Source organism: Pseudarthrobacter lactosi (genome assembly GCF_055412785.1).
The window spans coordinates 16944-38659 of sequence record NZ_JBVAYS010000009.1 but is presented as its reverse complement, the minus strand read 5'-3'; the positions used below and the strand labels follow the sequence as shown (position 1 = coordinate 38659).

General features: G+C 66.4%; 19 protein-coding genes. 9 read left to right on the top strand and 10 right to left on the bottom strand.

Translation table 11 applies throughout. The features are described from left to right. Window positions 1-17: 17 nt before the first annotated feature. The 3 genes from ACZY0Q_RS20840 to ACZY0Q_RS20830 are packed head-to-tail and all read right to left on the bottom strand — an operon-like array spanning window position 18 to window position 3276. Entirely contained in the window at window positions 18-1025 is a 1008-nt protein-coding gene (locus ACZY0Q_RS20840) for a transketolase family protein (protein ID WP_463919837.1), read from the bottom strand. Continuing rightward, complete coding sequence (locus ACZY0Q_RS20835) at window positions 1022-1888, bottom strand: transketolase (RefSeq protein WP_463919835.1); 867 nt, start codon at window positions 1886-1888, stop codon at window positions 1022-1024. Before ACZY0Q_RS20835 ends, ACZY0Q_RS20840 begins: the two co-directional genes overlap by 4 nt. Window positions 1889-1938: 50 nt before the next feature. After that, window positions 1939-3276, bottom strand: a complete 1338-nt coding sequence (locus ACZY0Q_RS20830) for an MFS transporter (protein WP_463919833.1) — start codon at window positions 3274-3276, stop codon at window positions 1939-1941. 204 nt (window positions 3277-3480) lie between these two features. Here ACZY0Q_RS20830 and ACZY0Q_RS20825 point away from each other — a divergent pair, with 204 nt between their 5' ends. The 4 genes from ACZY0Q_RS20825 to ACZY0Q_RS20810 are packed head-to-tail and all read left to right on the top strand — an operon-like array spanning window position 3481 to window position 7442. Beyond that, window positions 3481-4305, top strand: coding sequence for a sugar phosphate isomerase/epimerase family protein (locus ACZY0Q_RS20825; protein WP_463919831.1), 825 nt, complete (start codon window positions 3481-3483; stop codon window positions 4303-4305). Window positions 4306-4333: 28 nt separating this feature from the next. Beyond that, window positions 4334-5110, top strand: a complete 777-nt coding sequence (locus ACZY0Q_RS20820) for an SDR family NAD(P)-dependent oxidoreductase (protein WP_463919829.1) — start codon at window positions 4334-4336, stop codon at window positions 5108-5110. Between the two features lie 44 nt (window positions 5111-5154). Then, window positions 5155-6936, top strand: a complete 1782-nt coding sequence (locus ACZY0Q_RS20815; protein WP_463919826.1) for a dihydroxyacetone kinase family protein — start codon at window positions 5155-5157, stop codon at window positions 6934-6936. Then, window positions 6933-7442 carry an RpiB/LacA/LacB family sugar-phosphate isomerase gene (locus ACZY0Q_RS20810; protein ID WP_463919823.1) on the top strand — a complete coding sequence of 170 codons (510 nt, stop codon included), beginning with the start codon at window positions 6933-6935 and terminating at the stop codon, window positions 7440-7442. Before ACZY0Q_RS20815 ends, ACZY0Q_RS20810 begins: the two co-directional genes overlap by 4 nt. Here ACZY0Q_RS20810 and ACZY0Q_RS20805 read toward each other — a convergent pair. The 3 genes from ACZY0Q_RS20805 to ACZY0Q_RS20795 form a co-directional block, all read right to left on the bottom strand. Further along, window positions 7439-8443 carry an aldo/keto reductase family protein gene (locus ACZY0Q_RS20805; RefSeq protein ID WP_463919820.1) on the bottom strand — a complete coding sequence of 335 codons (1005 nt, stop codon included), beginning with the start codon at window positions 8441-8443 and terminating at the stop codon, window positions 7439-7441. The two genes, ACZY0Q_RS20810 and ACZY0Q_RS20805, sit on opposite strands and share 4 nt — an antisense overlap. Window positions 8444-8522: 79 nt before the next feature. Continuing rightward, complete coding sequence (locus ACZY0Q_RS20800; protein WP_463919817.1) at window positions 8523-9572, bottom strand: aldo/keto reductase; 1050 nt, start codon at window positions 9570-9572, stop codon at window positions 8523-8525. Between the two features lie 169 nt (window positions 9573-9741). Next, window positions 9742-10605: a hypothetical protein gene (locus ACZY0Q_RS20795; RefSeq protein WP_463919814.1), complete on the bottom strand. Its 864-nt coding sequence runs from the start codon at window positions 10603-10605 to the stop codon at window positions 9742-9744. A gap of 230 nt (window positions 10606-10835) precedes the next feature. Here ACZY0Q_RS20795 and ACZY0Q_RS20790 point away from each other — a divergent pair, with 230 nt between their 5' ends. Next, window positions 10836-11237 carry a YchJ family protein gene (locus tag ACZY0Q_RS20790; RefSeq protein ID WP_463919812.1) on the top strand — a complete coding sequence of 134 codons (402 nt, stop codon included), beginning with the start codon at window positions 10836-10838 and terminating at the stop codon, window positions 11235-11237. Window positions 11238-11297: 60 nt separating this feature from the next. Here ACZY0Q_RS20790 and map read toward each other — a convergent pair whose 3' ends face one another. After that, window positions 11298-12080 (bottom strand): type I methionyl aminopeptidase, encoded by a 783-nt coding sequence (gene map / locus ACZY0Q_RS20785; protein ID WP_463919810.1) that lies wholly within the window; start codon window positions 12078-12080, stop codon window positions 11298-11300. A gap of 66 nt (window positions 12081-12146) precedes the next feature. On the opposite strand from map, the gene ACZY0Q_RS20780 reads away from it, so the two are divergent. After that, complete coding sequence (locus tag ACZY0Q_RS20780) at window positions 12147-12449, top strand: helix-turn-helix domain-containing protein (protein ID WP_463919808.1); 303 nt, start codon at window positions 12147-12149, stop codon at window positions 12447-12449. A 3-nt stretch (window positions 12450-12452) separates the two neighbouring features. Here ACZY0Q_RS20780 and ACZY0Q_RS20775 read toward each other — a convergent pair whose 3' ends face one another. From ACZY0Q_RS20775 to ACZY0Q_RS20765, 3 genes are all read right to left on the bottom strand, one after another. Further along, the gene (locus tag ACZY0Q_RS20775) at window positions 12453-13256 is read right to left on the bottom strand and encodes a hypothetical protein (RefSeq protein ID WP_463919806.1); all 804 of its coding nucleotides are present in this window, start codon (window positions 13254-13256) and stop codon (window positions 12453-12455) included. Between the two features lie 51 nt (window positions 13257-13307). Next, entirely contained in the window at window positions 13308-15338 is a 2031-nt protein-coding gene (locus tag ACZY0Q_RS20770; RefSeq protein ID WP_463919803.1) for an acyl-CoA dehydrogenase family protein, read from the bottom strand. 75 nt (window positions 15339-15413) lie between these two features. After that, complete coding sequence (locus ACZY0Q_RS20765) at window positions 15414-15704, bottom strand: hypothetical protein (RefSeq protein ID WP_463919801.1); 291 nt, start codon at window positions 15702-15704, stop codon at window positions 15414-15416. Between the two features lie 253 nt (window positions 15705-15957). Between ACZY0Q_RS20765 and ACZY0Q_RS20760 the strand changes: the two genes are divergently transcribed. From ACZY0Q_RS20760 to ACZY0Q_RS20750, 3 genes are read left to right on the top strand one after another with little or no spacing between them, the layout of a single operon-like run. Then, window positions 15958-17418 carry a DUF3375 family protein gene (locus ACZY0Q_RS20760; protein WP_463919798.1) on the top strand — a complete coding sequence of 487 codons (1461 nt, stop codon included), beginning with the start codon at window positions 15958-15960 and terminating at the stop codon, window positions 17416-17418. A gap of 2 nt (window positions 17419-17420) precedes the next feature. Beyond that, window positions 17421-18260 carry a DUF4194 domain-containing protein gene (locus tag ACZY0Q_RS20755; RefSeq protein ID WP_463919795.1) on the top strand — a complete coding sequence of 280 codons (840 nt, stop codon included), beginning with the start codon at window positions 17421-17423 and terminating at the stop codon, window positions 18258-18260. Then, complete coding sequence (locus tag ACZY0Q_RS20750; protein ID WP_463919794.1) at window positions 18257-21694, top strand: ATP-binding protein; 3438 nt, start codon at window positions 18257-18259, stop codon at window positions 21692-21694. Before ACZY0Q_RS20755 ends, ACZY0Q_RS20750 begins: the two co-directional genes overlap by 4 nt. The last annotated feature ends 22 nt before the right edge of the window (window positions 21695-21716 follow it).

Sequence of the window (21716 nt, the reverse complement as noted above, 5' to 3'; positions counted from 1 at the left end):
TTCTGCCCGGATCGGACCTACTTCAGTTCGGCGAGCACTTTCGCCACGATCTTCTGGACGGTGAGCCCGTAGCGGTCGTGGAGGGTGGGGAGTGCCCCGGCGTCGAGGAACTCGTCCGGCAGGGCCACCGGCACCACGCGTTTGCCGAGTCCGGCGCTGACGACGGCGGATGCCACCGTCTCGAAGAGGCCGCCGACCACGCTGTGGTTTTCCAGGGTGATGGCGAGCCGGTCAGTGTTGATTTCGGCCAGGACCGTGGCGGCGTCGAACGGCTTGATGGTGGGGGTGTGGACAACGGCGACATCCACGTTGTGGGCCGCGAGTGCCTTCGCTGCCTGCAGGGCGCGCATGGTCATCAGGCCGGAGGAGATGAAGACAACGTCGTTGCCGCCGCGTAGGACCTTGGCCTTGCCCAGTTCGAAGGTGTAGCCGTATTCGTCCAGGACGGTGGGCACGTTGCCGCGGAGCAGACGCAGGTAGGTGGGGCCGTCGGAGGCTGCGAGCTGGGGGACGGCCTGCTCGATGTCGATCGAGTCGCAGGGGTCCACGATGGTGAGGTTGGGCATGCCGCGGAAGATGGCCATGTCCTCGGTGGCCTGGTGGCTGGGTCCGTAGCCGGTGGTCAGGCCGGGGAGCCCGCCGACGATGTTCACGTTCAGGTTCGGCTCGGCGGCATCCAGGCAGAGGAAGTCGTAGGCCCGGCGGGCGGCGAACACCGAGTAGGTGGACGCGAACGGGATCATCCCGGTTTCGGCGAGGCCGGCGGCGGCGCCGAAGAGGAGCTGTTCGGCCATGCCCATCTGGAAGAACCGCTCCGGGAAGGCTTGGGCAAAGATGTGCATATCGGTGTACTTGCCGAGGTCCGCGGTGAGGCCGACGATCTTGTCGTTTTCCTGCGCGGCTTTGACGAGGGCGTGCCCGAACGGTGCGGTCGCCGTTTTCTGGCCGGGGTCCGAAAAGGACGCGATCATCGCCGAGGTCTTCAGCTTCGGTGCGGTGCCTGTGGAAATGGCTGTGGTGCTCATCGGCTTGCGGTCCCTTCGTGTCCTGCGGTGAGTTGTTCGCGGCAGGAATGCCATTCGTGTTCTTCGATGCGCATGAAGTGCGCCTTCTCGCGCTCCTCCAGCAGGGTCACGCCACGGCCCACCTTCGTGTCGCAGAGGATCACGGAAGGACGTCCGACGGCGGCGGCCTGGACGGCTGCGTTGTCGAACGCTGCGAGCAGCGCACCGACGTCGTTGCCGTCCACGCGCTGGGTGTACCAGCCGAACGCTTCCCACTTTTCGGTCACGGGTTCGGTGCGGAGGACGGTGTCCGTTTTGCCGTCGGCCTGGAGGGCGTTGATGTCCACCATGGCGGTGAGGTTGCCCAGTTGGTGATGGTGGGCGCCCATGGCCGCTTCCCAGGTGGAGCCTTCGTCGAGTTCGCCGTCGGAGAGGAAGTTGTAGACCCTGGCCGACGAGCCCTGGTAGCGCAGTCCCAGGGCCATGCCGACGGCGATGGACAGGCCGTGGCCCAGGGAGCCGCCGGAGATTTCCATGCCCGGGGTGTACGTGGACATGCCGGACATCGGCAGCCGGGAATCGTCCGAGCCGTAGGTCTCAAGCTCGGAGACGGGAATGGTCCCGGCCTCGGCGAGGGCCGCGTAGTGCCCGATCGCGTAATGCCCGGTGGAGAGCAGGAACCGGTCCCGGCCCTCCCATTCGGGGTCCTCGGGCCGGTAACGGAGCTGGTCCGAGTACACCGCGGCCAGCATGTCCGCGGCGCCGAGTGCCTGGCCCACGTAGCCCTGGCCCTGCACCTCTCCCATGTTCAGGGCATGGTGCCGGATCCGGTACGCCGCGGCGCTGACGCGTTCGAGGCGTTCTGAAGCGGTTTCGTGTGACATTCGTTCCTTGTGGGGGAGTTCGCGCGTGTGCAGTTCGTGAGTGGCCGTCATCAGACGCTCACCGACTGGGGCGTGCTTTTGGTGGCCTCATCTGCCAGCTGGCGTTCGCGCTTGCCCCAGGTTTCCCTGGTGACCAGGGCGGCCCACAGGCCAATGGCTGCGTAGAAGCTGAAGAGGAGGGCAGGGCCCATCCAGCCGAGGGCGACGAACAGGAGCGTGGTGATGAAGGGAGTGAATCCGGAGACCATGGCGGAGATCTGGTAGGCCAGTGAGGCGCCGGAGGAGCGGGTCTTGGCCTGGAACAGTTCGGGGAACCAGGCGCCCTGGGCGCCGGCAAGGGAGTTCTGGCAGACGGCGTACGAGATGGCGACGGTGGCGATGATGGCGATGAACATACCGGTGTTCACCAGCAGGAACATGGGGATGCCGAAGAGCAGGGCGAAGGCGGTGGACCAGATGTACAGGGGCCGTCGGCCGATCCTGTCCGTGAGCCGGGCCCAGGCCTGCGTGGCGAAGATGCCGATGGCCGAGGCGATGCAGAGGGCCACGAGGGTCTGGGTCTTATCGGCTAGATGCTGGGTGTGGAGGTAGGAAATCATGTAGGTGATGGACACGGCATAGCCGGCGGTCTCCGCGATGCGCAGGCCGATGCCCTTGACGATGTTGCGCCAGTCGGTCTTGATGACCTCGACGATGGGGGACTTGACGATGGAGCCGCTGTCCTTGACCTCGTCGAAGACCGGGGACTCCGGGACCTTGGCGCGGATGATCAGGCCGACGGCGACGAGCACGATGCTGGCGAGGAACGGCACGCGCCAGGCGAGTTCGCCGCCGAGGTTCACGCTGACCAGGAAGACGAGGTTCGCGAGGAGCAGGCCAACGGGGAAGCCAGCCTGGACGATGCCGGTGTACTTGCCCTTGGATTTCCAGGGTGCGTGCTCGTAGCTCATCAGGATGGCGCCGCCCCACTCGGCGCCGAAGGCCAGGCCCTGGACCACGCGGACGAAGACCAGCAGGGCCGGAGCCAGCAGGCCTACCTGCTCGTAGGTGGGCAGCAGGCCGACGAGGAACGTGGCCACACCCATGAGGATCAGGGAGGCCACAAGGACGGGCTTGCGGCCCACCTTGTCGCCCAGGTGGCCGCCGATGATGCCGCCGATGGGGCGTGCGGCGAAGCCGACGCCGAGGGTGGCGAAGGCGGCCAGCGTACCTGTCACCGGATCGCCTGTGGGGAAGAACGCCGTACCGAAGTACAGTGCAGCCGCGGTGCCGAAGCCGATGAAGTCATAGGTCTCGATGACGGCGCCAACACCGGAGCCGATAGCGACGCGTTTTGCGTCCTTGGTGCCATGCACGTGGCCGCGCATTTTCAGAGCTTCATTGCTCATTGCTGAATCCCTTTCGAAGAGCGAGGATACTTCCGCACCGCCGCTGTCGACTGTTAACACATGATATGCCCAAGTGTGACCCGCATCATGCCTCAATGTCAACAGTCAATGTTTGAGGTTGACTGTCAACAATGAATTGGCCTACAGTGATTCACATCACCACCCCCTTATTTAGAGGATCAACTATTTAGAGGATCAACGACGATGTTCAATTCCCGACTCGGCTGCTCGTCCATCAGCTTCAGGCGTCAGGACCTGCCGGCCGCCCTGCGTACGATCAGCGGCCTGGGCTTCGAAGAGATCGACCTTGGCGCCCTCCCGGGGGTATGCGACCACGTGCCGTACAACCTGGATGCAGCTGCCGTGACCGCAGTGACCGCGGAAGTTTCCGCTTCCGGTCTTCGGGTCCGCTCAGTTAACGGGGATATCGGCGACCTCAACGCAGTGCTCGATGCCGGTCAGCAGGCCGCCCGCGAACGCCACTTGGACGCGCTGCTTAACCTCACCGCCAACACCGGTGCGAAGGCGCTGGTCCTGCCTTGTGGCGCCCTGAGCCACGAACCAGTCCGGAGCCTAGACGAGGATCTGGACCTCATTGCCGCCCAACTCACCCACGCTGCGCAGCGCGCGGCGGAGTTCGGCGTCGAACTTTGGACCGAATCCCTGCACTTCCTCCGGTTCTGCTGGAACCTTGAGCGCGCGGAACTGTTGGCCGAACGGCTGGCGGGTACCGGCGTCGGAATTGTCATGGACTTCAGCCATATTGTCGCCGCCAGCGAAGATCCGCTGGAGTACCTCGAACGTCACGAGGGCAGCATCTCCCACGTCCACCTCCGCGACGCCGTGCCGGGCAACATCAACCTCAGCATCGGCAACGGCCGGGCAGACTTCGCCGCCGGGCTCCGCGCCCTCGCGGCGAGCGGCTACACCGGCCACTTTTCCCTGGAACTCGAAACCCGGGACGTCACGCACGACGAACGCCCCGCCGCCGCAGCGAAAGCGGCAAGTTTCATCACCGACCTCATCTGAACCACCACCAAGTAATCCAAGGAGCATCATGACCACCACCATCCAGCGCACCGCCGTCCTCACCGGAGCCACCTCAGAGCGGGGCATCGGCATCACGACTGCCCGCCGCTATGCCAGCCAAGGCTGGGGCGTGGTGATCCTGGACCTCGATGGCGAGAAGTCCGCCAAGGTCGCAGCCGACATCGGCAACGAGTTCAACGTGCCGGCCTTCGGCCACGAAATCGACGTCGCCAACGAAGGCTCCGTCAACGCCGCCTACGCGGCCGTCAGGGCCGAGATTACCGCAGGGATCCTCCCGCCGGTGGGCGCCCTGGCCAACATCGCCGGCATCACCTCCCCGGTCCCTTTCCTCGAAACCACCCTGGACCTCTGGCACAAGGTCATGGACGTCAACGCCACCGGAACCTACCTGGTCACCAAGGCGTTCCTACCGGACATGATCGAAAACGGCTGGGGCCGGATCGTGAACATGTCCTCGGTATCCGCCCAGCGCGGCGGCGGCGTGTTCGGCAAGGTCCCCTACTCGGCAGCCAAGGCCGCGATCCTGGGCCTCACCAAGGCGCTGGCCCGGGAAATCGGCACCACCGGCGTCACCGTGAACGCCATCACGCCCGGTGCCGTGGATACCAACATCCGCGTGGGCAGCACCGACGAGCAGGAAGCCGCCATCAACGCCGGCATTCCGCTGGGCCGCAACGCCACCACTGAAGAGATCGCGGCCGTCATCACGTTCCTGTCCTCCGAGGAATCCGCGTACCTCACCGGAACCACCATCGACATCAACGGCGGAAGCCACATCCACTAACAGGGCTCCATCCAGGAGACCAAGTCCACGTCAGAGAGCCCACCATGACCAAGATTTTCAACGATCCGTCCGAATTCGCCGAAGAGGCCCTTGCCGGATTCTGCGACATCCATTCCGGGCTGGTGCGCCAGGTCCCCGGCGGTGCAGTGCGGCGCCTCCGCCCCGTCAAGCCCAAGGTGGCGGTCCTCGCCGGCGGCGGTTCCGGACACTACCCGGCGTTCGCCGGGCTGATCGGCACCGGACTGGCCGACGGCGCCGTGGTTGGTAACATCTTCACGTCGCCCTCGGCGCAGCAGGCCTACGCCCTGGCCAAGTCCGCGGATTCGGGCGCCGGCGTCGTCTTCACCTACGGCAACTACGCCGGGGACGTGATGAACTTCGGCATGGCCAGCGAACGCCTCGCCGCCGAAGGGATCCAGGTTGAGAACGTCCTGGTCACGGACGACATCGCCAGCGCGCCGCCGTCAGAATCCGACAAACGCCGTGGCATCGCCGGTGACTTCACGGTCTTCAAGATCATGGGCGCGGCTGCCGAAGCGGGCGCCGACCTGGCCGACGTCGTCCGCGTGGGCCGGAAAGCGAACAGCCTGACGCGGACCATCGGCAGCGCTTTCCATGGCTGCACGTTTCCCGGCGCTGACGCGCCGCTGTTTACGCTCCCGGACAAGCAGATGGGCCTCGGCCTGGGAATCCATGGCGAACCCGGCTTGTTCGACACCGATTTGCCGTCCGCCAAGGAGCTCGGCCAGGAGTTCGTCTCCCGGCTGCTGGCTGAAACGCCTGAGGGTGCCGGCGACCGGCTCGCAGTGATCCTCAACGGACTCGGTTCCACGAAGCACGAGGAGCTCTTTGTCCTGTGGCTGACCGTGGCACCGCTGCTCAGGGAGGCGGGCTACACGCTCGTGATGCCCGAGGTTGGCGAATTGGTCACCAGCCTGGACATGTCCGGTGTTTCCTTGACCATCACCTGGCTCGACGAGGAACTGGAGCCGCTCTGGACGGCGCCCGCGGAAACCCCGGCCTACCGCCGGGGAACTGCCGCCGTTCAGTCAGGGTCCGCCTCCGGCGAAGAACCGTCCGACGTCGGGACCGCCGAGGTGCCTTTCGAGGCCGAAAGCGACTCCCGCGCCTACGCCGTCCAGTGCGTGGCGGCGCTCGAAGCCGCCCGCCAATCGCTGCATGCGGCCGAGTCGCGGCTGGGTGACCTCGACGCCGTCGCCGGCGACGGTGACCACGGACGGGGAATGGTCCGCGGGATCGACGCCGCCGCCACGGCAGGCGCCTCAGCTGGTGTCCGCGGTGCCGGGGCAGGCTCCGTGCTGATCGCCGCCGGTGACGCATGGGCAGACAAGGCCGGCGGGACCTCCGGGGTTCTGTGGGGTGCGGGGCTGCGGGCCCTGGGCGAATCGCTGGGGAACCAGCGGACCCCCGGCGCCGGGGAACTGGCGGCCGGAATAAGCGCCTTCGCTGCCAGGATCACTGACCTGGGGAAGGCCGGACCGGGCGACAAGACCATGATGGATGCGCTGCTGCCGTTCACGGAAGCCCTTACCCGCCTGGTGCACGAGGGCGCAGAACCACGCCAGGCCTGGGCTTCCGCGGCCCTTGAAGCTGTGGCGGCGGCCGAGGCCACGGCTGCACTCCGCCCCCGGAAGGGACGGGCGCGGCCACTGGCGGAGAAGAGCCTTGGCACGCCGGACCCGGGAGCCACATCCCTCGCCATGATTTTCACGGTCATGGGTCCGTTCCTGGCAGGTCCGGGCCAGCCGGGCTCCAGCCAATCAGCCATCACATCCCACGAGACCACCATAGGGGCGCATTCATGACCACGGAACCAGCAAACCCCACGTCAGCATCGCCGGGACTGCGCCTGGTCCTGGGCGCCGATGAGGCCGGTGTCGACTACAAGAACCGAATCTTGGCAGACCTGCAGGCTGATCCGAGGATCAGCGAAATCATCGACATCGGGGTCAACCGGAGCGACGCCCCGGAGGACTTTGTCAGGCCGTACCCTTACGTGGGCATCGCGGCGGGAGAGCTGATCCGTGACGGGCGTGCCGACCGGGCCATCCTGTTCTGCGGCACGGGAATCGGCGTAGCCATAGCCGCTAACAAGGTGGACGGAATCCGCGCCACCACGGCCCATGATTCGTTCTCCGTGGAGCGGTCCGTACTGTCCAATGACTGCCAGGTGCTCACCATGGGGCAGCGCGTGGTGGGAGTGGAGTTGGCCAGCAGGCTTGCCCGCGAATGGATCGGCTATACGTTCGATCCGAGCTCGGCGTCGGCGGATAAGGTCAACGTGCTCACGGACTTCGAGGGCTGCTCCTAGGCTTCGCGGGTGGCGGGGGACTTGGTCTGCGCCGAATCGCGTTCCGCGAGGGAGCCCACGGCGTCGTCGATCTTCTTCAGGACCTGGGGCTCCAGCGTCACGCCGGCGGCGGCAACGCTGTCAGCGATCTGCTCGGGGCGTGACGCGCCGACGATGGCGGAGGCCACGTTCGGGTTCTGCAGGACCCAGGCCACCGCAAGCTGCGGCATGGTGAGCCCGGCTTCCGCGGCGATCGGCTTGAGGTCCTGGACGGCGGCCAGGACGTCGTCGCGCATCCAGCGCTGGATCATCTTGGCGCCGCCCTTGTCATCCGTGGCACGGCTGCCTTCGGGAGCAGGCTGGTTGGGCAGGTACTTTCCGCTGAGGACGCCCTGCGCCATGGGGGACCAGACAATCTGGGACACGCCCAGCTCCTCCGACGCCGGCACAACATCGGCTTCGATGACCCGCCACAGCATGGAGTACTGCGGCTGGTTGGAGATCAGCTGGAAGCCCAGTTCCTTGGACAGCGCGTGGCCGTCGCGGAGCTGGTCTGCGGTCCATTCGCTGACGCCGATGTACAGCGCCTTGCCCTGCCGCACAATGTCCGCAAACGCCTGCATGGTCTCTTCCAGGGGCGTCTCGAAGTCGAACCGGTGGGCCTGGTAGAGGTCTACGTAGTCGGTCTGCAGCCTGCGGAGCGAGCCGTTGATCGACTCCATGATGTGCTTGCGGGACAGGCCAACATCGTTTTTGCCCTTGGGGCCGGTGGGGCCGTAGACCTTGGTGAAGATCTCCAGGGACTCGCGGCGTTCGCCCTTCAGCGCCTCGCCGAGGACTGTCTCCGCGGCCGTGTTGGCGTAGACGTCCGCCGTGTCAAAGGTGCTGATGCCGGCGTCGAGCGCTGCCCGTACGCACTGGGAGGCGACGTCGTTCTCCACCTGCGAGCCGTGCGTCAGCCAGTTGCCGAACGTGATTTCCGAGACTTTGAGGCCACTGTTTCCGAGGTATCTGAATTCCATGGTTTCCACGCTAGCGGAGATAGTTGCTCAGGGTAAGGGCTTTCCGGAATGTTCGACGCCGGTGCGGCGGCCTCCGCGCTCAGCGGCGGCGGAGCTCCGCGTACTCCAGGGACGGCACCACGGCGCCGGCGTCGCGCTCCACGAAGTTGGTCCCGGGCGGCACCAGTTCGTCGATTGCATCCAGGACGGACTCGCCCAGGAGGGTGTCCGCGGCCTTCAGGTAGGCCCCGAGGTGCTCTTCGGTGCGCGGACCGATGATCACACTGCTGACCGTGGGGTGGTTAAGTGCGAACCCAATGGACATTTCCACGAGTGAGATCTCGAGCTTGTCGGCCAGCCTGGCCAGCGCGTCGGCGGCGTGCAGTTTCCGTTCGCTGGAAGGCCCGGAAATGTCGTAGCGTCCCGGGAGTGAATGGACGCGGGTTGGCGGTTGCCCGGCATCGAGGACAAACTCGCCGGACAGCCAGCCCCCGGCCAGCGGACCGTAGGCGAGCACGCCCAGGCCGTACTGCTGCGCAATGGGCAGGACATCGCGCTCGTTGCCGCGGACCAGCATCGAATACGGGACCTGGTTGGCTACGGGAGGAATCAGGTGGTTGGTGGTGGCCAGCCATTGCGCCTCCACGAGCTGTGCGGGGGTGAACACCGAGGTGCCGTAGTAGAGGATCTTGCCCTGCCGGATGAGGTCGTTCAGGGCAGTGATGGTCTCCAATACGTCAGTGTTGTAGTCCGGGCGGTGCGCCTGGTACAGGTCGATCCGGTCCGTCTGCAGCCGGCGGAGGCTGGCGTCTACTGCCTGCATGATCCAACGCCGGGAGTTCCCGGAGTGGGCGGGGTTGGCGCTCATCTGGCCGTGGAACTTGGTGGCCAGGAAGACGTCGTCGCGGCGGCCGCGGAGTGCACGGCCTACCACCTGTTCGGACTCACCTTGGGAGTACACGTCCGCAGTGTCCACCGCGGTGATGCCGGCATCAAGGGCGGCCTGGATGATGCGGATGCCTTCATCGGCTCCGGTGGGGGCGCCGCCGGATGCGCCGCCCGTGCCTTCGCCAAAGTTCATGGTGCCCAGTGTGAGCGGGCTGATGGGCGTGCCGGACCGCCCGAACACACGAAGTTCGCTGAGGCTCATCCCCGGCTCCTCACAATCGTTTGTCCACGCGGATTGCTGTGGATCGTCACGACGCTACACAAATTCGGCGCAGCGCCGCAGGAAAGCGCCACAGTGCTTCGCTTTTCGTAGCACGGGGTAACGCGGGCCGGCGCAGTGACGGTTTGTGACGCCCGGGGGCCGCGCGGTCCTAGCGTCGGTCGGCAGGCAGCTTGGCCTTGAGGACCTTCGCGTGGCCGGACAGCGACACCAGCGAACCGGTGTCCAACAGGGACAACGGTGCCGGGGCGGGCGGCTTCGTGAACGAGCGGGCAGCCCCGGTGACAGTGGTCTCACCGGCGGAGTTATCGCGTCCGGGGTTGTCCTGATGCAGCGCCGACTCCACCAGGGGAGCCACCGCTTCCAACTTCGCCGCGGGAACGGAGGGGCCGGGGAGATCACGTACCGAGATCTTGATTTCGGGGGCGGCCGCACGGGCGCGCGCCATGGCCCGGGCATCCGCCTCCGCCACCGCCGCGGCCCAGTCCTCGGCGAGCACCGGCGGCTCCTTGCGGGCCGCGGTAAGCATCGGGTGGTGCTCCACCACATGGTTGAACCGGGGCCGGAGTTCGGAGGGTTTCAGGAAATTGCGGCCGTCCCGCAAGGCCTTGCGCCAGTCGCGCGGCGTGCTCACTACGGCCAGGGCAGCCGCGCTGTGGGCTCGTACCGTGGACACGGCTGAGCCGGCCGTGGTCCGCAGCGCGCCGGCTTTTGCCCGCAGCACCCCGGCGCGGGCCGGCTCGCCGACAGCGGGGGCGGCAGCGCCGTCGTCGTGCGTTTCAGAAGGAGCGTCCGACGGCGGCCCAGACTCGCCGGGCAGCCGGACCAGGGGGAGGGTTTCGGTTTTCGGGTGCCGGCCGAAGAGGGCCATCGCGGTGAGGACAATCAGCCGCCCGACGCCGGCAAGCAGCAGGGTGAGGACAACCAGCAGGAACAGGCCCAGGAACATCAGGAGCGCCAGGCCGAGCGTGCCGAAAAAAGTCAGGTTGAGAGCGATCGTCGTTGAATCTCCCATGTCATCTCTCCTCTCTGCCGGCGGCGGAGTCCGTCCCGGCACTCATCACCACGGGCAACAGCCCCACACCACCTTACGGACTATTTTTCCGTCCGGAGGGCTCCGGGCGGGGTTCGTCCGAGGTTGTTTCGAAGCTGTTACCGGATATGACAACGCCGGCTGCGACCTATAGTCGAAAGGGATCCACGAGGCCGCCGGAAAGCGGTACGGACAACCGAGACGGGAGCACCATGCCCGAGAATTTGATCAACGCCGGTCCCTGCGTTTGCCTGTCCGGCGAAGCTTACGCGGACTGCTGCGGGCGGTTCCATAACGGCGGTGCCGAAGCGGCCACGGCCGAGCAGCTGATGCGCTCCCGCTATAGCGCGTTTGTCCTGCTGGACGCCGAATACCTCCGGAAAACCTGGCACCCGGATACCGCGCCTTCGGATCTGGAGCTGGACCCGGCCATGGAGTGGCGCCGCCTGGATATCCTGTCCACGAGCCGCGGCGGCCCGTTGGATACCGAGGGGACCGTGGAGTTCAAGGCCCACTACCGGCACGACGGCGAACGCGGAGTCCACCACGAAACCAGCCGCTTTGTCCGCGAGAACCGACGCTGGTACTACGTCGACGCTGTGATGCTCGCCTGACTGCCCGCCCGCCTGCCCTGAGGAGGCGTCAGGAGCACAGCGGTGGGCGCGGCTACCGCCTCAGAGCAGTGCCTGCGTCGGCAAGGTAAGGATTTCGGCTCCGTCGTTGGTGATCGCGATGGTGTGCTCGCTATGTGCTGTCCGGCTGCCTGTCGCACTTCGGAGCGTCCACCCGTCGGCGTCCGTGATGAGTTCAGCGGTGTCCGCCATGACCCACGGCTCAAGCGCGAGCAGTAGCCCGGGGCGCAGTGTGTATCCGCGGCCGGGCCGTCCGGTGTTCGCAATGTGCGGGTCCTGATGCATCGTTGAGCCGATGCCATGCCCTCCGAACTGGGTGTTGATCGGGTATCCAGCCTCGCTGAGGACGGAGCCGATGGCATGGGAGATGTCGCCGATGCGGGCCCCGGGTCCGGCGGCAGCTATCCCTGCGCTCAACGCGCGCTCGGTCGCGCTGATCATGGCTACGCTCTCCGGCGGCTGGGATTCGCCCACGATGAAGCTGATGGCAGAGTCTGCGGCGATTCCGTTCTTGGAGACGGCGAGGTCGAGTGTCAGCAAATCGCCGTCGGCAAGTGCGTAGTCGTGGGGTAGCCCGTGCAGCACGGCGTCGTTGACGGCCGTGCAGATGTAGTGGCCGAACGGCCCGCGGCCGAAGGATGGCTCGTAGTCGACATAACAGGACAGCCCACCAGCCTCGACGATCATGGCCGCAGCCCACCGGTCAATGTCCAGGAGGTTTGTCCCCACCGTGCTTCGGCTCTTGAGGGTGTGCAGGATGTCAGCGACGAGGGCGCCTGTCACTTTTGCCCGGGCCAATTCGTGGTGGTTCAGGATCTCAATCATGCGGCGCCTCTCTCATGCATCCAATAACTATCCCGGCCATATTATCCCGGTATTAGTATTGGAGCCATGGTCAGATTGCCACTCACATCCGCTGAAGTCGAACGGGGACAGCGCCTCGGTGCCTTGCTGCGTCGCGCCAGGGGGGAACGCTCGATGCTCACCACCGCGCTCGAGGCGCACGTCTCACCGGAGACCCTCCGGAAAATCGAATCGGGCCGCGTAGCCACCCCGGCGTTCTCCACTATCGCAGCGATCGCCGACGTCGTCGGCCTCTCCCTTGATGCGGTGTGGGTGGAGATCAACCGGCCCGAACGCAGTGTTGAACCGGCCAGCCCCGGCCCCACCACCCGCACGCGGTTGGCCTCGTAAGGCTCAGTCGCTGTACGTTTCGTCCGGGGTAAAGCCGGCCCGGTCCACCTTGCGGTGGAAGTGCATGCCGGCGAGTCCGCCGAGCACGGCACCCACCAGTGCGACCAAGGCCACCACGACGGCGGCAATGATGCTGGTGAGGGTCAGTTCGCCTTCGTTGATGGGGATCCGGGGGAAGCTGTTCAGGTTGGCCAGGACATTGAACTGCTGGCCCGCGATGATGCCCAGCAGGGCAATCACCACCGCAGCGATCAGCGCCCAGATCCACACCATAAAACCCTGCCGGGCGCCGTTGAACCGCGCCATCCGGCCGGCAACGTAGCCGCCGGAGTAATAGGAGACGAACAGGATCACCAGCAGGACAATGATGCCCACCAGCCCGACGGCGCCGTTCGTAGTCACCTGGCTCACGGCGTCGTTTACGTCGGTGTTGTTCGCCAGGCCCACAGCCGTTCCAGCCGCGGCCACAAAGGCTGTGAGCAGGACGGCCATGCCGGTGGCGGCGAGCCAGCCAAAAAAGGCCGAGCCCACTTTAATGCCGCCGAATTGTTCCTTTTCCCTGGCTACGGCCGTCTGCTGGTCGGTCAGGCGAGGATCCGTCCGGCGTGGATCCAACACCGCAGCCTCGGTCACCGGCACCTGTGCCGCCGGGGCATAACCCTTCTCCGCAGAGGGTGCCGGCGTCTGATCGAAGGTGCGCGTGGGCTCACTACCGGCGAAGGCTTGGTCACGAGCAGTTTCATTCCGTAGATTCTCATTCCGCGTCGTCGGCGGAAATCTGTCCTCTGGGCCCGTTTGGTTGCTCATGGGTCAACTCAACCACTGGCGACCAGCGATAACAAGCCTGCTTATGAGTTACTAGCGGTACTTCCGGTGCAGGTTTTCCTTCATGGAAGCCCCCGGCGTGGCGTCGGCGATCCACGGGCCGGTGCCCTCCGACGGGTCCAGCACTCCGGCCTCAAGCCAGGTGTAGTCCCCGGCCAGGACCTTGCGCGAAAGGATGTGGTCGCCGTCGTCCGTGTTCCGCCACAGCTTGTCAAAGTACTCGTCAATCCGGACGCGGGCCTGCTCGCAGTATGCCTCTGCCAGTTCGTAGGCACTGGCGGCGTGTTCCGGCGTGGTGCGGAGGATCATCTCGGCCCGTGAGCAGCAGGCAGCCATGGCGAACAGTTCGGCGCCGATGTCCACCACCCGGCCCAGGAACGCCTGCTTGTACTCCAGCTTCGCCTGCCAGCGGCCCATGCCGTAGAACGTCTGGCGGGCCAACCGGCGCGAGGATCGTTCCACAAACCGCAGCTGCTTGGCCAGCCTGCCGAAGTCGCTGTAGGACCGGGGGTCCATCCCGGCGCCGGCCACAAGTTTGGGAAGCCACCTGGCATAAAAGCCTGAAGCCCCGACGGCGGCCCTCGCCTTGTCCTGGAGGCTCGCGTCCATGGACGCAAGGTCGCCGGCGGCGGCCAGGTGGGCGTCCACGGCTTCGCGGGCGATGAGGAGTTTCATGATCTCCGATGAGCCCTCGAAGATCCGGTTGATCCGGAGGTCGCGCAGCTGCTGCTCTGCCGGAACCGCCCGTTCTCCCCGGGCTTCCAGGGAGTCGGCCGTCTCGAAGCCACGGCCGCCGCGGATCTGGACCAGTTCGTCGGCGATCCGGCAGCTGATCTCGGAGGACCACAGCTTCGCCAGGGCAGCCTCGATCCGCACGTCCTTCTGCCCGGCGTCGGCGAGTTCCGCGGACAGTTCAAAGACGGCATCCAGGGCGAAGGCGGACGCGGCAATGAAGGCGATCTTCTTGCCCACGGCCTCGTGTTGGCCCACCGGCCGGCCCCACTGGGTGCGGGCGTTGGACCATTCCCGGGCGATCTTCAGGCTCCAGCGACCGGACGCCACGCACAACGCCGGAAGGGCGAGCCGGCCCGTGTTCAGCGTGGTGAGCGCGATCTTCAGGCCCTGGCCCTCGCGGCCCAGCCTGTTGGCTGCGGGCACCCGCACCTGGTGGAAGCGGGTGACGCCGTTTTCGATGCCACGCAGCCCCATAAAAGCGTTGCGGTTCTCCACGGTTATGCCGGGGGAGTCCATTTCCACTACAAAGGCGCTGATGCCGCCCTTGTGTTCGGTGCCGTCCGCGTCGGTGTGGGCCGGCACCACGGCCATCACCACCACCAGCTCGGCAATCACACCGTTGGTGGTCCAAAGCTTCACGCCGTCCAGAACGTAACTCGCGCCGTCGTCCGTGGGAACGGCGGTGCTGCCCATCCGGGCGGGATCGCTGCCCACGTCAGGCTCCGTGAGGAGGAAGGCCGTGATGGCGCCGGCGGCGCAGCGCGGCAGGTACTCGCGCTTCTGGGCTGGCGTGCCAAAGACCTTCACGGGCTCGGGGACGCCGATCGACTGGTGTGCGGAGATCAGGGCGCCAATGCTGGGGTGGACACTGCCGAGCAGCGCCAGGGCTCTGCCGTAGTAGACCAGGGACAGGCCGAGTCCGCCGTACTCCTGCGGGATTTTCATGCCAAAGACGCCAAGTCCCGCCAGCCCCTGGAGATACTCGTCCGGGATCCGGGCCTCGCGTTCGATCACGCGGCCGGACATGGTGCGGGCGTACTCTGTGAGGCGCTCCATAAAGGCGTCGCCGCGTTCCACGTCATCGGCCTTTGCCTTCGGCCAGGGGTGGATGAGGCTGAGGTCGAAATTCCCCAGGTACAGTCCCTTGGCGAAGCTGGGCCGGTCCCAGTCGAGTTCGCGGGAGGCCTCAGCAAGTGCCCGGGCGTCCGCCGCGGTGGCTTCGGACCCGATATTGGCCGCTGCGACGGGGACTTCGGCGTCCGGGGCGTCGGTGGCGGGACTACGGGTGGTGGGCGGGTTCGTGGCGGGACTGTCAGTGGCGGAGCTCATGGGGTATCTCCTCTGCCCGGAATGGCCGGTTCAAGCCAGGGATCCGCCGGGTTGGAGAACCCTTCAGCTGTCTCTTTACATTACCCGCGGGTAGCTTCCAGTGCTAGGGGATGGCTGGCCGTGGAATTCCCCGGGGATCTCCACGGTCGAGGCGTGGTGGACCAGCCTGTCCCAGCCGTGGTTGATCCCGTGGACCACCGTCAGCAGCGTGGTGGAGGCGAGGAACCAGGCAAACTTGCCCACCCCCACCATGACCAGGGCCAGGAAGCCTGCTGTCAGGACGAAGCCCACCAGGACCAGGCCAAACACCAGGGTTCCGATGAATACCATGGTGCCTGTCTCCACTGCACTTAAGTCGAACTGCATTGTTCCCCCTGCTGCGCCGTTGCTTCGGTTGAGTTCAGTAGCATGAGCGTAGGGGGTGCCGGTGGGGCCCAACCAGACCTGCCCCGCCGTCACGGCGGGTTGATACGGGATCGCAACCCTACCCGGAGGTAGGTCACGGGGCGGTCGCGGAAAGATCACTGTTCGGGGTGCAAGGGCTCTGCGTTAACCTTGTAGTTGGCAGTTTTCGCGATCCGCGCTGCCCAACCATCCCCCAGCAGCTGAAGGAGAGCGCGTGCCCCGCTCCGCCAGGTCATCCGCTGACGCGATCAGTGCCCGGCTCCGGGACCTCGAACTCCTTACCAAGGGACCCGCCTGGGCCCTGACCCGCTCGGCGCCCTGGGTGATCGCGGTGCTGCAGGCATCCTTTACCCGTACACGTCCGCAGCTTCCGCTCGAGGAGTTCCACGCTGACGTCGACTCCTTCCTGGAGCAGCTCCGGCGCCAGGAGGCCGGGCCGGGTGGTGCCGCCATCGGCACGTCGTCCGGCAGGAACTACGCGGACGAGTGGACGCGCAAGCAGTTCTTGACCCGCCGAAACCAGTCGGGGCAGATCGTTTACGAGGTCACGGAGCCGGCCGCCCGCGTACTCGCGTTCCTGGACAGCCTCTCCAGCGAGCGTTCCACGCTGAACGGTTCCCGGCTGGGCACGCTCCTGGGCGACGTGGAGAAGCTGGCGAACGAGACCAACCCGGACCAGAGTGCCCGGCTGGAATCCCTGGAGGACGAGATCGGGGAACGCCAGCAGCTGATCCAGGACATCAGCTCCGGCGACTTTGACGGCCTGCTGGACGACGACGAAGCCGTGGAAGCCGCCGGGAACATCCTGGACCTCGCCGCCAGCCTGCCCGCCGACTACAAAAAGATGCGTGACCGCATCGAGGAACTGGTGGGCGAGCTGCGCAACCAGATCATCGAGGAGTCGCTGAGCAAGGGTGCCACCATGGCGCAGGTGCTCGAGGCGGACAAGCGGCTGCGGCAGAGCCCCGAGGGCAGGACCTTCCGCTCCTTCACCGCGTTCCTGGAAGACCCGCAGCAGCAGGTCCGGTTCCGTTCGGCCATCGGCGAAGTCCTCAGCCGGCAGTTCGCCGACGACCTTTCGCCGGAGGACCGCGAGACGCTCAAGAACCTCGTGGCCGAGCTCCGCCACCAGCACAGCCAGATCCAGCGGATCTACGGCAAGCTCAGCGAAAGCCTCAACACCTACGTCCAGAGCGACGACTTCCGCCAGTCCGTCCGGCTCCGGAAGGTGCTGCGCGAAGCCGAGCAGGCCATCAGGTCCCTGCCGTATGAACGCGAGCGGCCTGGACTGGTCCGCGGCCCGGTGCTGTTCAACGCCGGGTTCGAATCCCTGGCCATGGTCAAGCTTTACGACCCGGACGAGTTCGCCGTCCCGCCCAAGCTGGCCGACCCCATCGCGTTCAGCGACTCAGACCGCGTGCGCTCGCCGAGAACAGGCAAGGCCCGTCCCGAGGCCATCCGGGCCGCCGTGGCCGGCGCGTCCACGCTGGCCGAGGCCTGGGTCCAGCTGCCGCCGGAGGAACAGCACATCAACTCCATCCGCGCACTCCTCTCGCACGCCCTCCAGGAAGGCGCGGTATTTGACCGCGACGGCTGGGATGGCCTGGACTACGAACAGATCGACGGCACCACCCGCACGGCGTACCTGCCGGTGGTCACCCTCAAGAAGGATTGACGATGACTGAAGAAATTACGACGGCGGCACCTCCCGTTGAGGAGGACTCGTCACTTACTGAGGCGCCTGCGCACGCAGAACGACCCTTCAGCGTCACGCCCCGGGACACGTTCGTGGACGGCGCGGCACTGTTTCCCGGCGACACCGGTGTTCTGTCCATGAAGGTGCGCCAGGCGCTGGTCAAGCTGCTCAAGGGTCCGTACGTTGACGGCGGCCGCGACGAGAAACTGTGGACCACGCTGCTGGACAACCAGATCATCCTGCGAAGCCGGCTGTCCGAGCTGTTCCTGACACTGCAGCTGGACCACGAACGCAAGATCGCCGTCCTGCGCCCGGTGGATCCGGAGGCCATCGGCGGCAGCAGCCGCTCCAGCATCCTGCGTCAGCAGCGTGCGCTGAGCCGGGTGGAGACCATCGTGCTGCTCCGCCTGCGGATGCTGCTGGACCGCCACGTCACAGCCCAGACCGACGCCACCATCACCCTCGAGGAAATCGCCGACCTCGTGGCCCACTACCAGCCCGCCGGACAGCAGGACGCACTGCGGGATTCGGACGTGGTCACCCGGGCCATTACCAAGCTCCTGGCCCGCCAATTGCTCCTCACCACGGGACTGGATGATGTCTACACCATCTCCAACGCCCTCCCGCTGGCCCTCCCCTTCGAAAACATCGGCGATATCCCGGCCCAAATCGAAGCCCTGGTAGCAGCCACCACAGATCCGACGGGCACGGAAGCACTGATAGAGCTCGACACCCCGGTGGTTGAGCCTGTCGAAACCGAGGATGACGAGGACGACGACTCCGCGGTAGCCTCAGCCACCACTACGGAGGAAACCAAGTGAGCATCGCAACCGTGCTGCCGATGGGCGACCTCACGAACCCCGGCCAGATGCGCCTTGCCTTGGTACAGGTGGTCAACTGGGGCACGTTCCACGGGGCGCACACCATGCACGTGGACCGCAACGGAACCCTGCTGACGGGCAACTCGGGGGTGGGTAAGTCCACGCTGTTTGACGCCATGCTGCGCGTGTTTGATGCCCGCCCGCGCTCCAACGAGGCCGCGGCCCAGCGTGCCGGCGGTGCTGTGGAGGACAAGCGGACCACGTTCACGTACATGCGCGGCAAGGTGGGCGACAAGGCGGTGGGCGAAGGCTCGGCCAGCGCGTTCCAGCGCCCGGGTGCCACCTGGTCCGCCGTCGCCCTGACGTTCGATAACGCCGCGGGCACGCGCATCACGGTGTCCGCCCTGTTTGACCTGCCCAAAAACGGCACCGAGTCCAGCGTCGGGCGTTTCTACGTGATCGACAGCAAGCCGCTGGACCTGCCGGCCATCGAGGACATCGCGGAAAAGCGCTTCACCAAAGCTGCGCTGGAGACGATCTTCCCGGATGCCCAGGTCTTCGATGTCCACAAGGCTTTTGCGGAACGTTTCCGCCGCCTCCTGGGCATCAGCTCGGACCAGGCGCTGCCCCTGCTGCGCGTGATCCAGGCCGGCAAGGGCCTGGGCGGCAGCGTCAACACCTTCTTCCGCGACCAGGTCCTGGACGCTCCGGCCACGCTGGCCGCAGCGGATGACGTGGTGGAGGAATTCAGCAACCTGATGTCCATCCGGCAGCGGCTCGAGGACGTACGGCAGCAGCGGGACCAGCTGGCCCCCGTGCCCGGGCTGAATAAGGAGTATGCGCAGTCGCTCCTGGACGCGAACCGGCTCCGCGAGTTGTCGGGCGAGGAGTTCGAAGCCTACAAGCAGCAGCTCGCGGTCACGGTGCACCAGAAGACCCTGGCCCGGTTCAAGGACCTGGCCCAGGTGAAAGCCAAGGAGCTGGGCGCGGAACGCTCCGTCCGCGACGGGCTGGCCAAGGAACTGCGCCAGCTGGAAACCGATTACAACAACCAGGGCGGCAACGCGATCTCCGCGATCGAGCAGTCGCTGGACAACGCCAAGGTTGGTCTGCGGCTCCGCGAGCAGGTGGAGGAAGCGGCCCGCAAGGCCCTGTCCGACGCCGGCCTGCAGCTGGAGTGGACCGCTGAGGGTTGGGAACAGGCCCACGAGCAGGCTGCCGCCAGGTCGGCCGAGCTCAAGGATGACTCGCAGGCCCTGCAGGAGCTCCGCTTCGAAGCCTTCGACGGCCACGCCACCAAAAAGCGTGAGCTGGCGGCAGCCCAGCAGGAGCTGCTGTCTCTGAAGACGCGCAAGTCCCTGCTGCCGCCGTCGAGCATTGAAAACCGTGCGGCCATCGCTGCGGCCACCGGTGTCCCTGAGGACCGGATGCCGTTCGGCGGCGAGCTGATGGACCTCGCCGAAGGGGAGGAACAGTGGCGGCCCGCAGCAGAGCGCGCGCTCCGGAACCTTGCCACCACGTTGCTGGTCCCCGGCGAACATTTTGCCGCGGTGACCCGCTACCTGAACGACAACAAAGTCCGTGGCGCCCTGCGCGCGGTGGACGTGTCCAAGCCGCTCGCGGGCGGAGCCCTCGCCGTGGAGGACGCGCGCGACGGCGACCTCCTCACCAAGCTGGACATCCTCGCCAGCGGCGCGGTGGCGGACGCCGGGGAATGGATCCGGGAGCGGATCGCCCTCGATTTCGCCTACCCGTGCGTCGAGGACCCCAACGAGCTGGCCACCCTGGACAAGGGCCTGAGCCTGGGCGGTGTGGTCAAACGCAACCGGCACACGGTAGAGAAGGACGACCGTTTCACCAGCCGCCAGGACTACGTGCTCGGATTCGACAACGCCGCCAAGCTGGAGCTCGTGGCCGCCCAGGTGGAGGACCTGCAGCAGGAACTCGCCAAGGCTGCCGAGCTGGCCCAGAGCCGTGAGGAGTCGCACCAGGGCATGAGCCGGCAGCTCGATGCCCTCCGCCGGATCGCCGAGGACCACCGGCACTGGGAACAGGTCTCAGCTGCCGTCGCCGCCGATGAACTCGCCAGGATTGAACAGCGGCTCAAGGACGCCTTCGCGGCCCAGGCCGACCTGGAACCGCTGCGGGCCAACATCGAAACCGCGAGGGAGAAGCACCAGGCCAGCACCGAAGCCGCAGCCGTCCTGCAAAGCGAATACAAGGCACTGGACCGGCAAATGAGCGCCGCCGATTCGCTGCTGGAAGCCGCGCGTGCCCGCCTGGCGCAAGCGCCGCCGTCGGACGCCACCGTCACTGCGCTGGAACCGTACTTCACCGATTTCGGCGACGTCAGCGAGATGCATGAGCTGGACAACCTGGCCAATCGCGTCCGGACGGCGCTGCTGGGAGAGCTGTACGCGGCCGAGGCGCGCGGGCAGGCGACCTCCGAGCGGCTGACCCGGATCTTCGAGGGTTTTGTGCGTGAGTGGGGCTCCGCGATTTCAGCGGACCACGGCACCTCCATCGGCGCGGCAGGGGAGTTCGAAGGCCGCTACCACGCCATCATCAGCGACGGCCTGCCCGCCCAGGAGTCCGAGTTCCGGCAGTTCTTCAACCAGCGCACGCATGAATCGTTCAGCACGCTGCTGCACCTGCTGGACGAGGAGCGGCGGTCCATCACCAGCCGCATCCTGCCGCTCAACGGCATCCTGTCCGAGGTCAACTTCCACGAGGGCAGCTTCCTGGAACTGGACATCAAGCAGACCCTGCCGGCCACGGCCAAGCAGTTCAAGGACGCTATCCAGAACGCGCTGAAGGCCCGGCACACGCGGCCAGCCCGCGCGGGTTCCGGCCCGGAAGCCGGCGGAGGCGACGACGCCGAGCTCACCGCCCGGTACAAGACCCTCGAAACGCTCGTGAAGCGGCTCGGCTCGCCCACGCCGGAAGACCGGCGCTGGCGTGCCGAAGTGCTGGATGTCCGCGGACACCTGTTTATCCAGTGCAAAGAGCACCGGGAAACCGGCAAGCGGACCGACGTTTATATGCACGCCGACACCGGCTCCATGTCCGGTGGCGAGCGGCAGCGCTTCACGGCGTTCATTATGGCCGCGGCGTTGAGCTACCAGCTGGGCATCGCCGAGCAAGGGTTCACCACCTACGGCACCGTGATGATGGATGAGGCGTTTGTGCTGGCCTCCGAGGAATTCGCCGGCGCCGGGATCAAGGCGCTGCACGAGTTCGGATTCCAGCTGCTGCTGGCCGCACCGGAGAACGTGATCGACCTGTCCCGGCACCTGGGCTCCGTGACCGAGATCCTGCGGGACAAGCGCACCAACCGCTCCGGCGTGCTCACCGCCCCGGTGATCCGGCCCAGGCCCGGCGCGGAAGGTCAGTGGCGGTCCGAGGCGAACCCCGTGGACATCGTGCTCCGCTGACGGCTGACCCGGACGCTCTCTC

Excerpts from the sequence above, each read along its gene's own strand:
- ACZY0Q_RS20830 (WP_463919833.1), bottom strand. The coding sequence starts at position 3,276 with ATGAGCAATGAAGCTCTGAAAATGCGCGGCCACGTGCATGGCACCAAG.
- map (WP_463919810.1), bottom strand. The coding sequence starts at position 12,080 with ATGATTGAGATCCTGAACCACCACGAATTGGCCCGGGCAAAAGTGACA.
- ACZY0Q_RS20825 (WP_463919831.1), top strand. The coding sequence starts at position 3,481 with ATGTTCAATTCCCGACTCGGCTGCTCGTCCATCAGCTTCAGGCGTCAG.
- ACZY0Q_RS20810 (WP_463919823.1), top strand. The coding sequence starts at position 6,933 with ATGACCACGGAACCAGCAAACCCCACGTCAGCATCGCCGGGACTGCGC.
- ACZY0Q_RS20835 (WP_463919835.1), bottom strand. The coding sequence starts at position 1,888 with ATGTCACACGAAACCGCTTCAGAACGCCTCGAACGCGTCAGCGCCGCG.
- ACZY0Q_RS20840 (WP_463919837.1), bottom strand. The coding sequence starts at position 1,025 with ATGAGCACCACAGCCATTTCCACAGGCACCGCACCGAAGCTGAAGACC.
- ACZY0Q_RS20765 (WP_463919801.1), bottom strand. The coding sequence starts at position 15,704 with ATGCAGTTCGACTTAAGTGCAGTGGAGACAGGCACCATGGTATTCATC.
- ACZY0Q_RS20795 (WP_463919814.1), bottom strand. The coding sequence starts at position 10,605 with ATGGGAGATTCAACGACGATCGCTCTCAACCTGACTTTTTTCGGCACG.
- ACZY0Q_RS20780 (WP_463919808.1), top strand. The coding sequence starts at position 12,147 with ATGGTCAGATTGCCACTCACATCCGCTGAAGTCGAACGGGGACAGCGC.
- ACZY0Q_RS20820 (WP_463919829.1), top strand. The coding sequence starts at position 4,334 with ATGACCACCACCATCCAGCGCACCGCCGTCCTCACCGGAGCCACCTCA.
- ACZY0Q_RS20815 (WP_463919826.1), top strand. The coding sequence starts at position 5,155 with ATGACCAAGATTTTCAACGATCCGTCCGAATTCGCCGAAGAGGCCCTT.
- ACZY0Q_RS20790 (WP_463919812.1), top strand. The coding sequence starts at position 10,836 with ATGCCCGAGAATTTGATCAACGCCGGTCCCTGCGTTTGCCTGTCCGGC.
- ACZY0Q_RS20805 (WP_463919820.1), bottom strand. The coding sequence starts at position 8,443 with ATGGAATTCAGATACCTCGGAAACAGTGGCCTCAAAGTCTCGGAAATC.
- ACZY0Q_RS20775 (WP_463919806.1), bottom strand. The coding sequence starts at position 13,256 with ATGAGCAACCAAACGGGCCCAGAGGACAGATTTCCGCCGACGACGCGG.
- ACZY0Q_RS20755 (WP_463919795.1), top strand. The coding sequence starts at position 17,421 with ATGACTGAAGAAATTACGACGGCGGCACCTCCCGTTGAGGAGGACTCG.
- ACZY0Q_RS20770 (WP_463919803.1), bottom strand. The coding sequence starts at position 15,338 with ATGAGCTCCGCCACTGACAGTCCCGCCACGAACCCGCCCACCACCCGT.
- ACZY0Q_RS20800 (WP_463919817.1), bottom strand. The coding sequence starts at position 9,572 with ATGAGCCTCAGCGAACTTCGTGTGTTCGGGCGGTCCGGCACGCCCATC.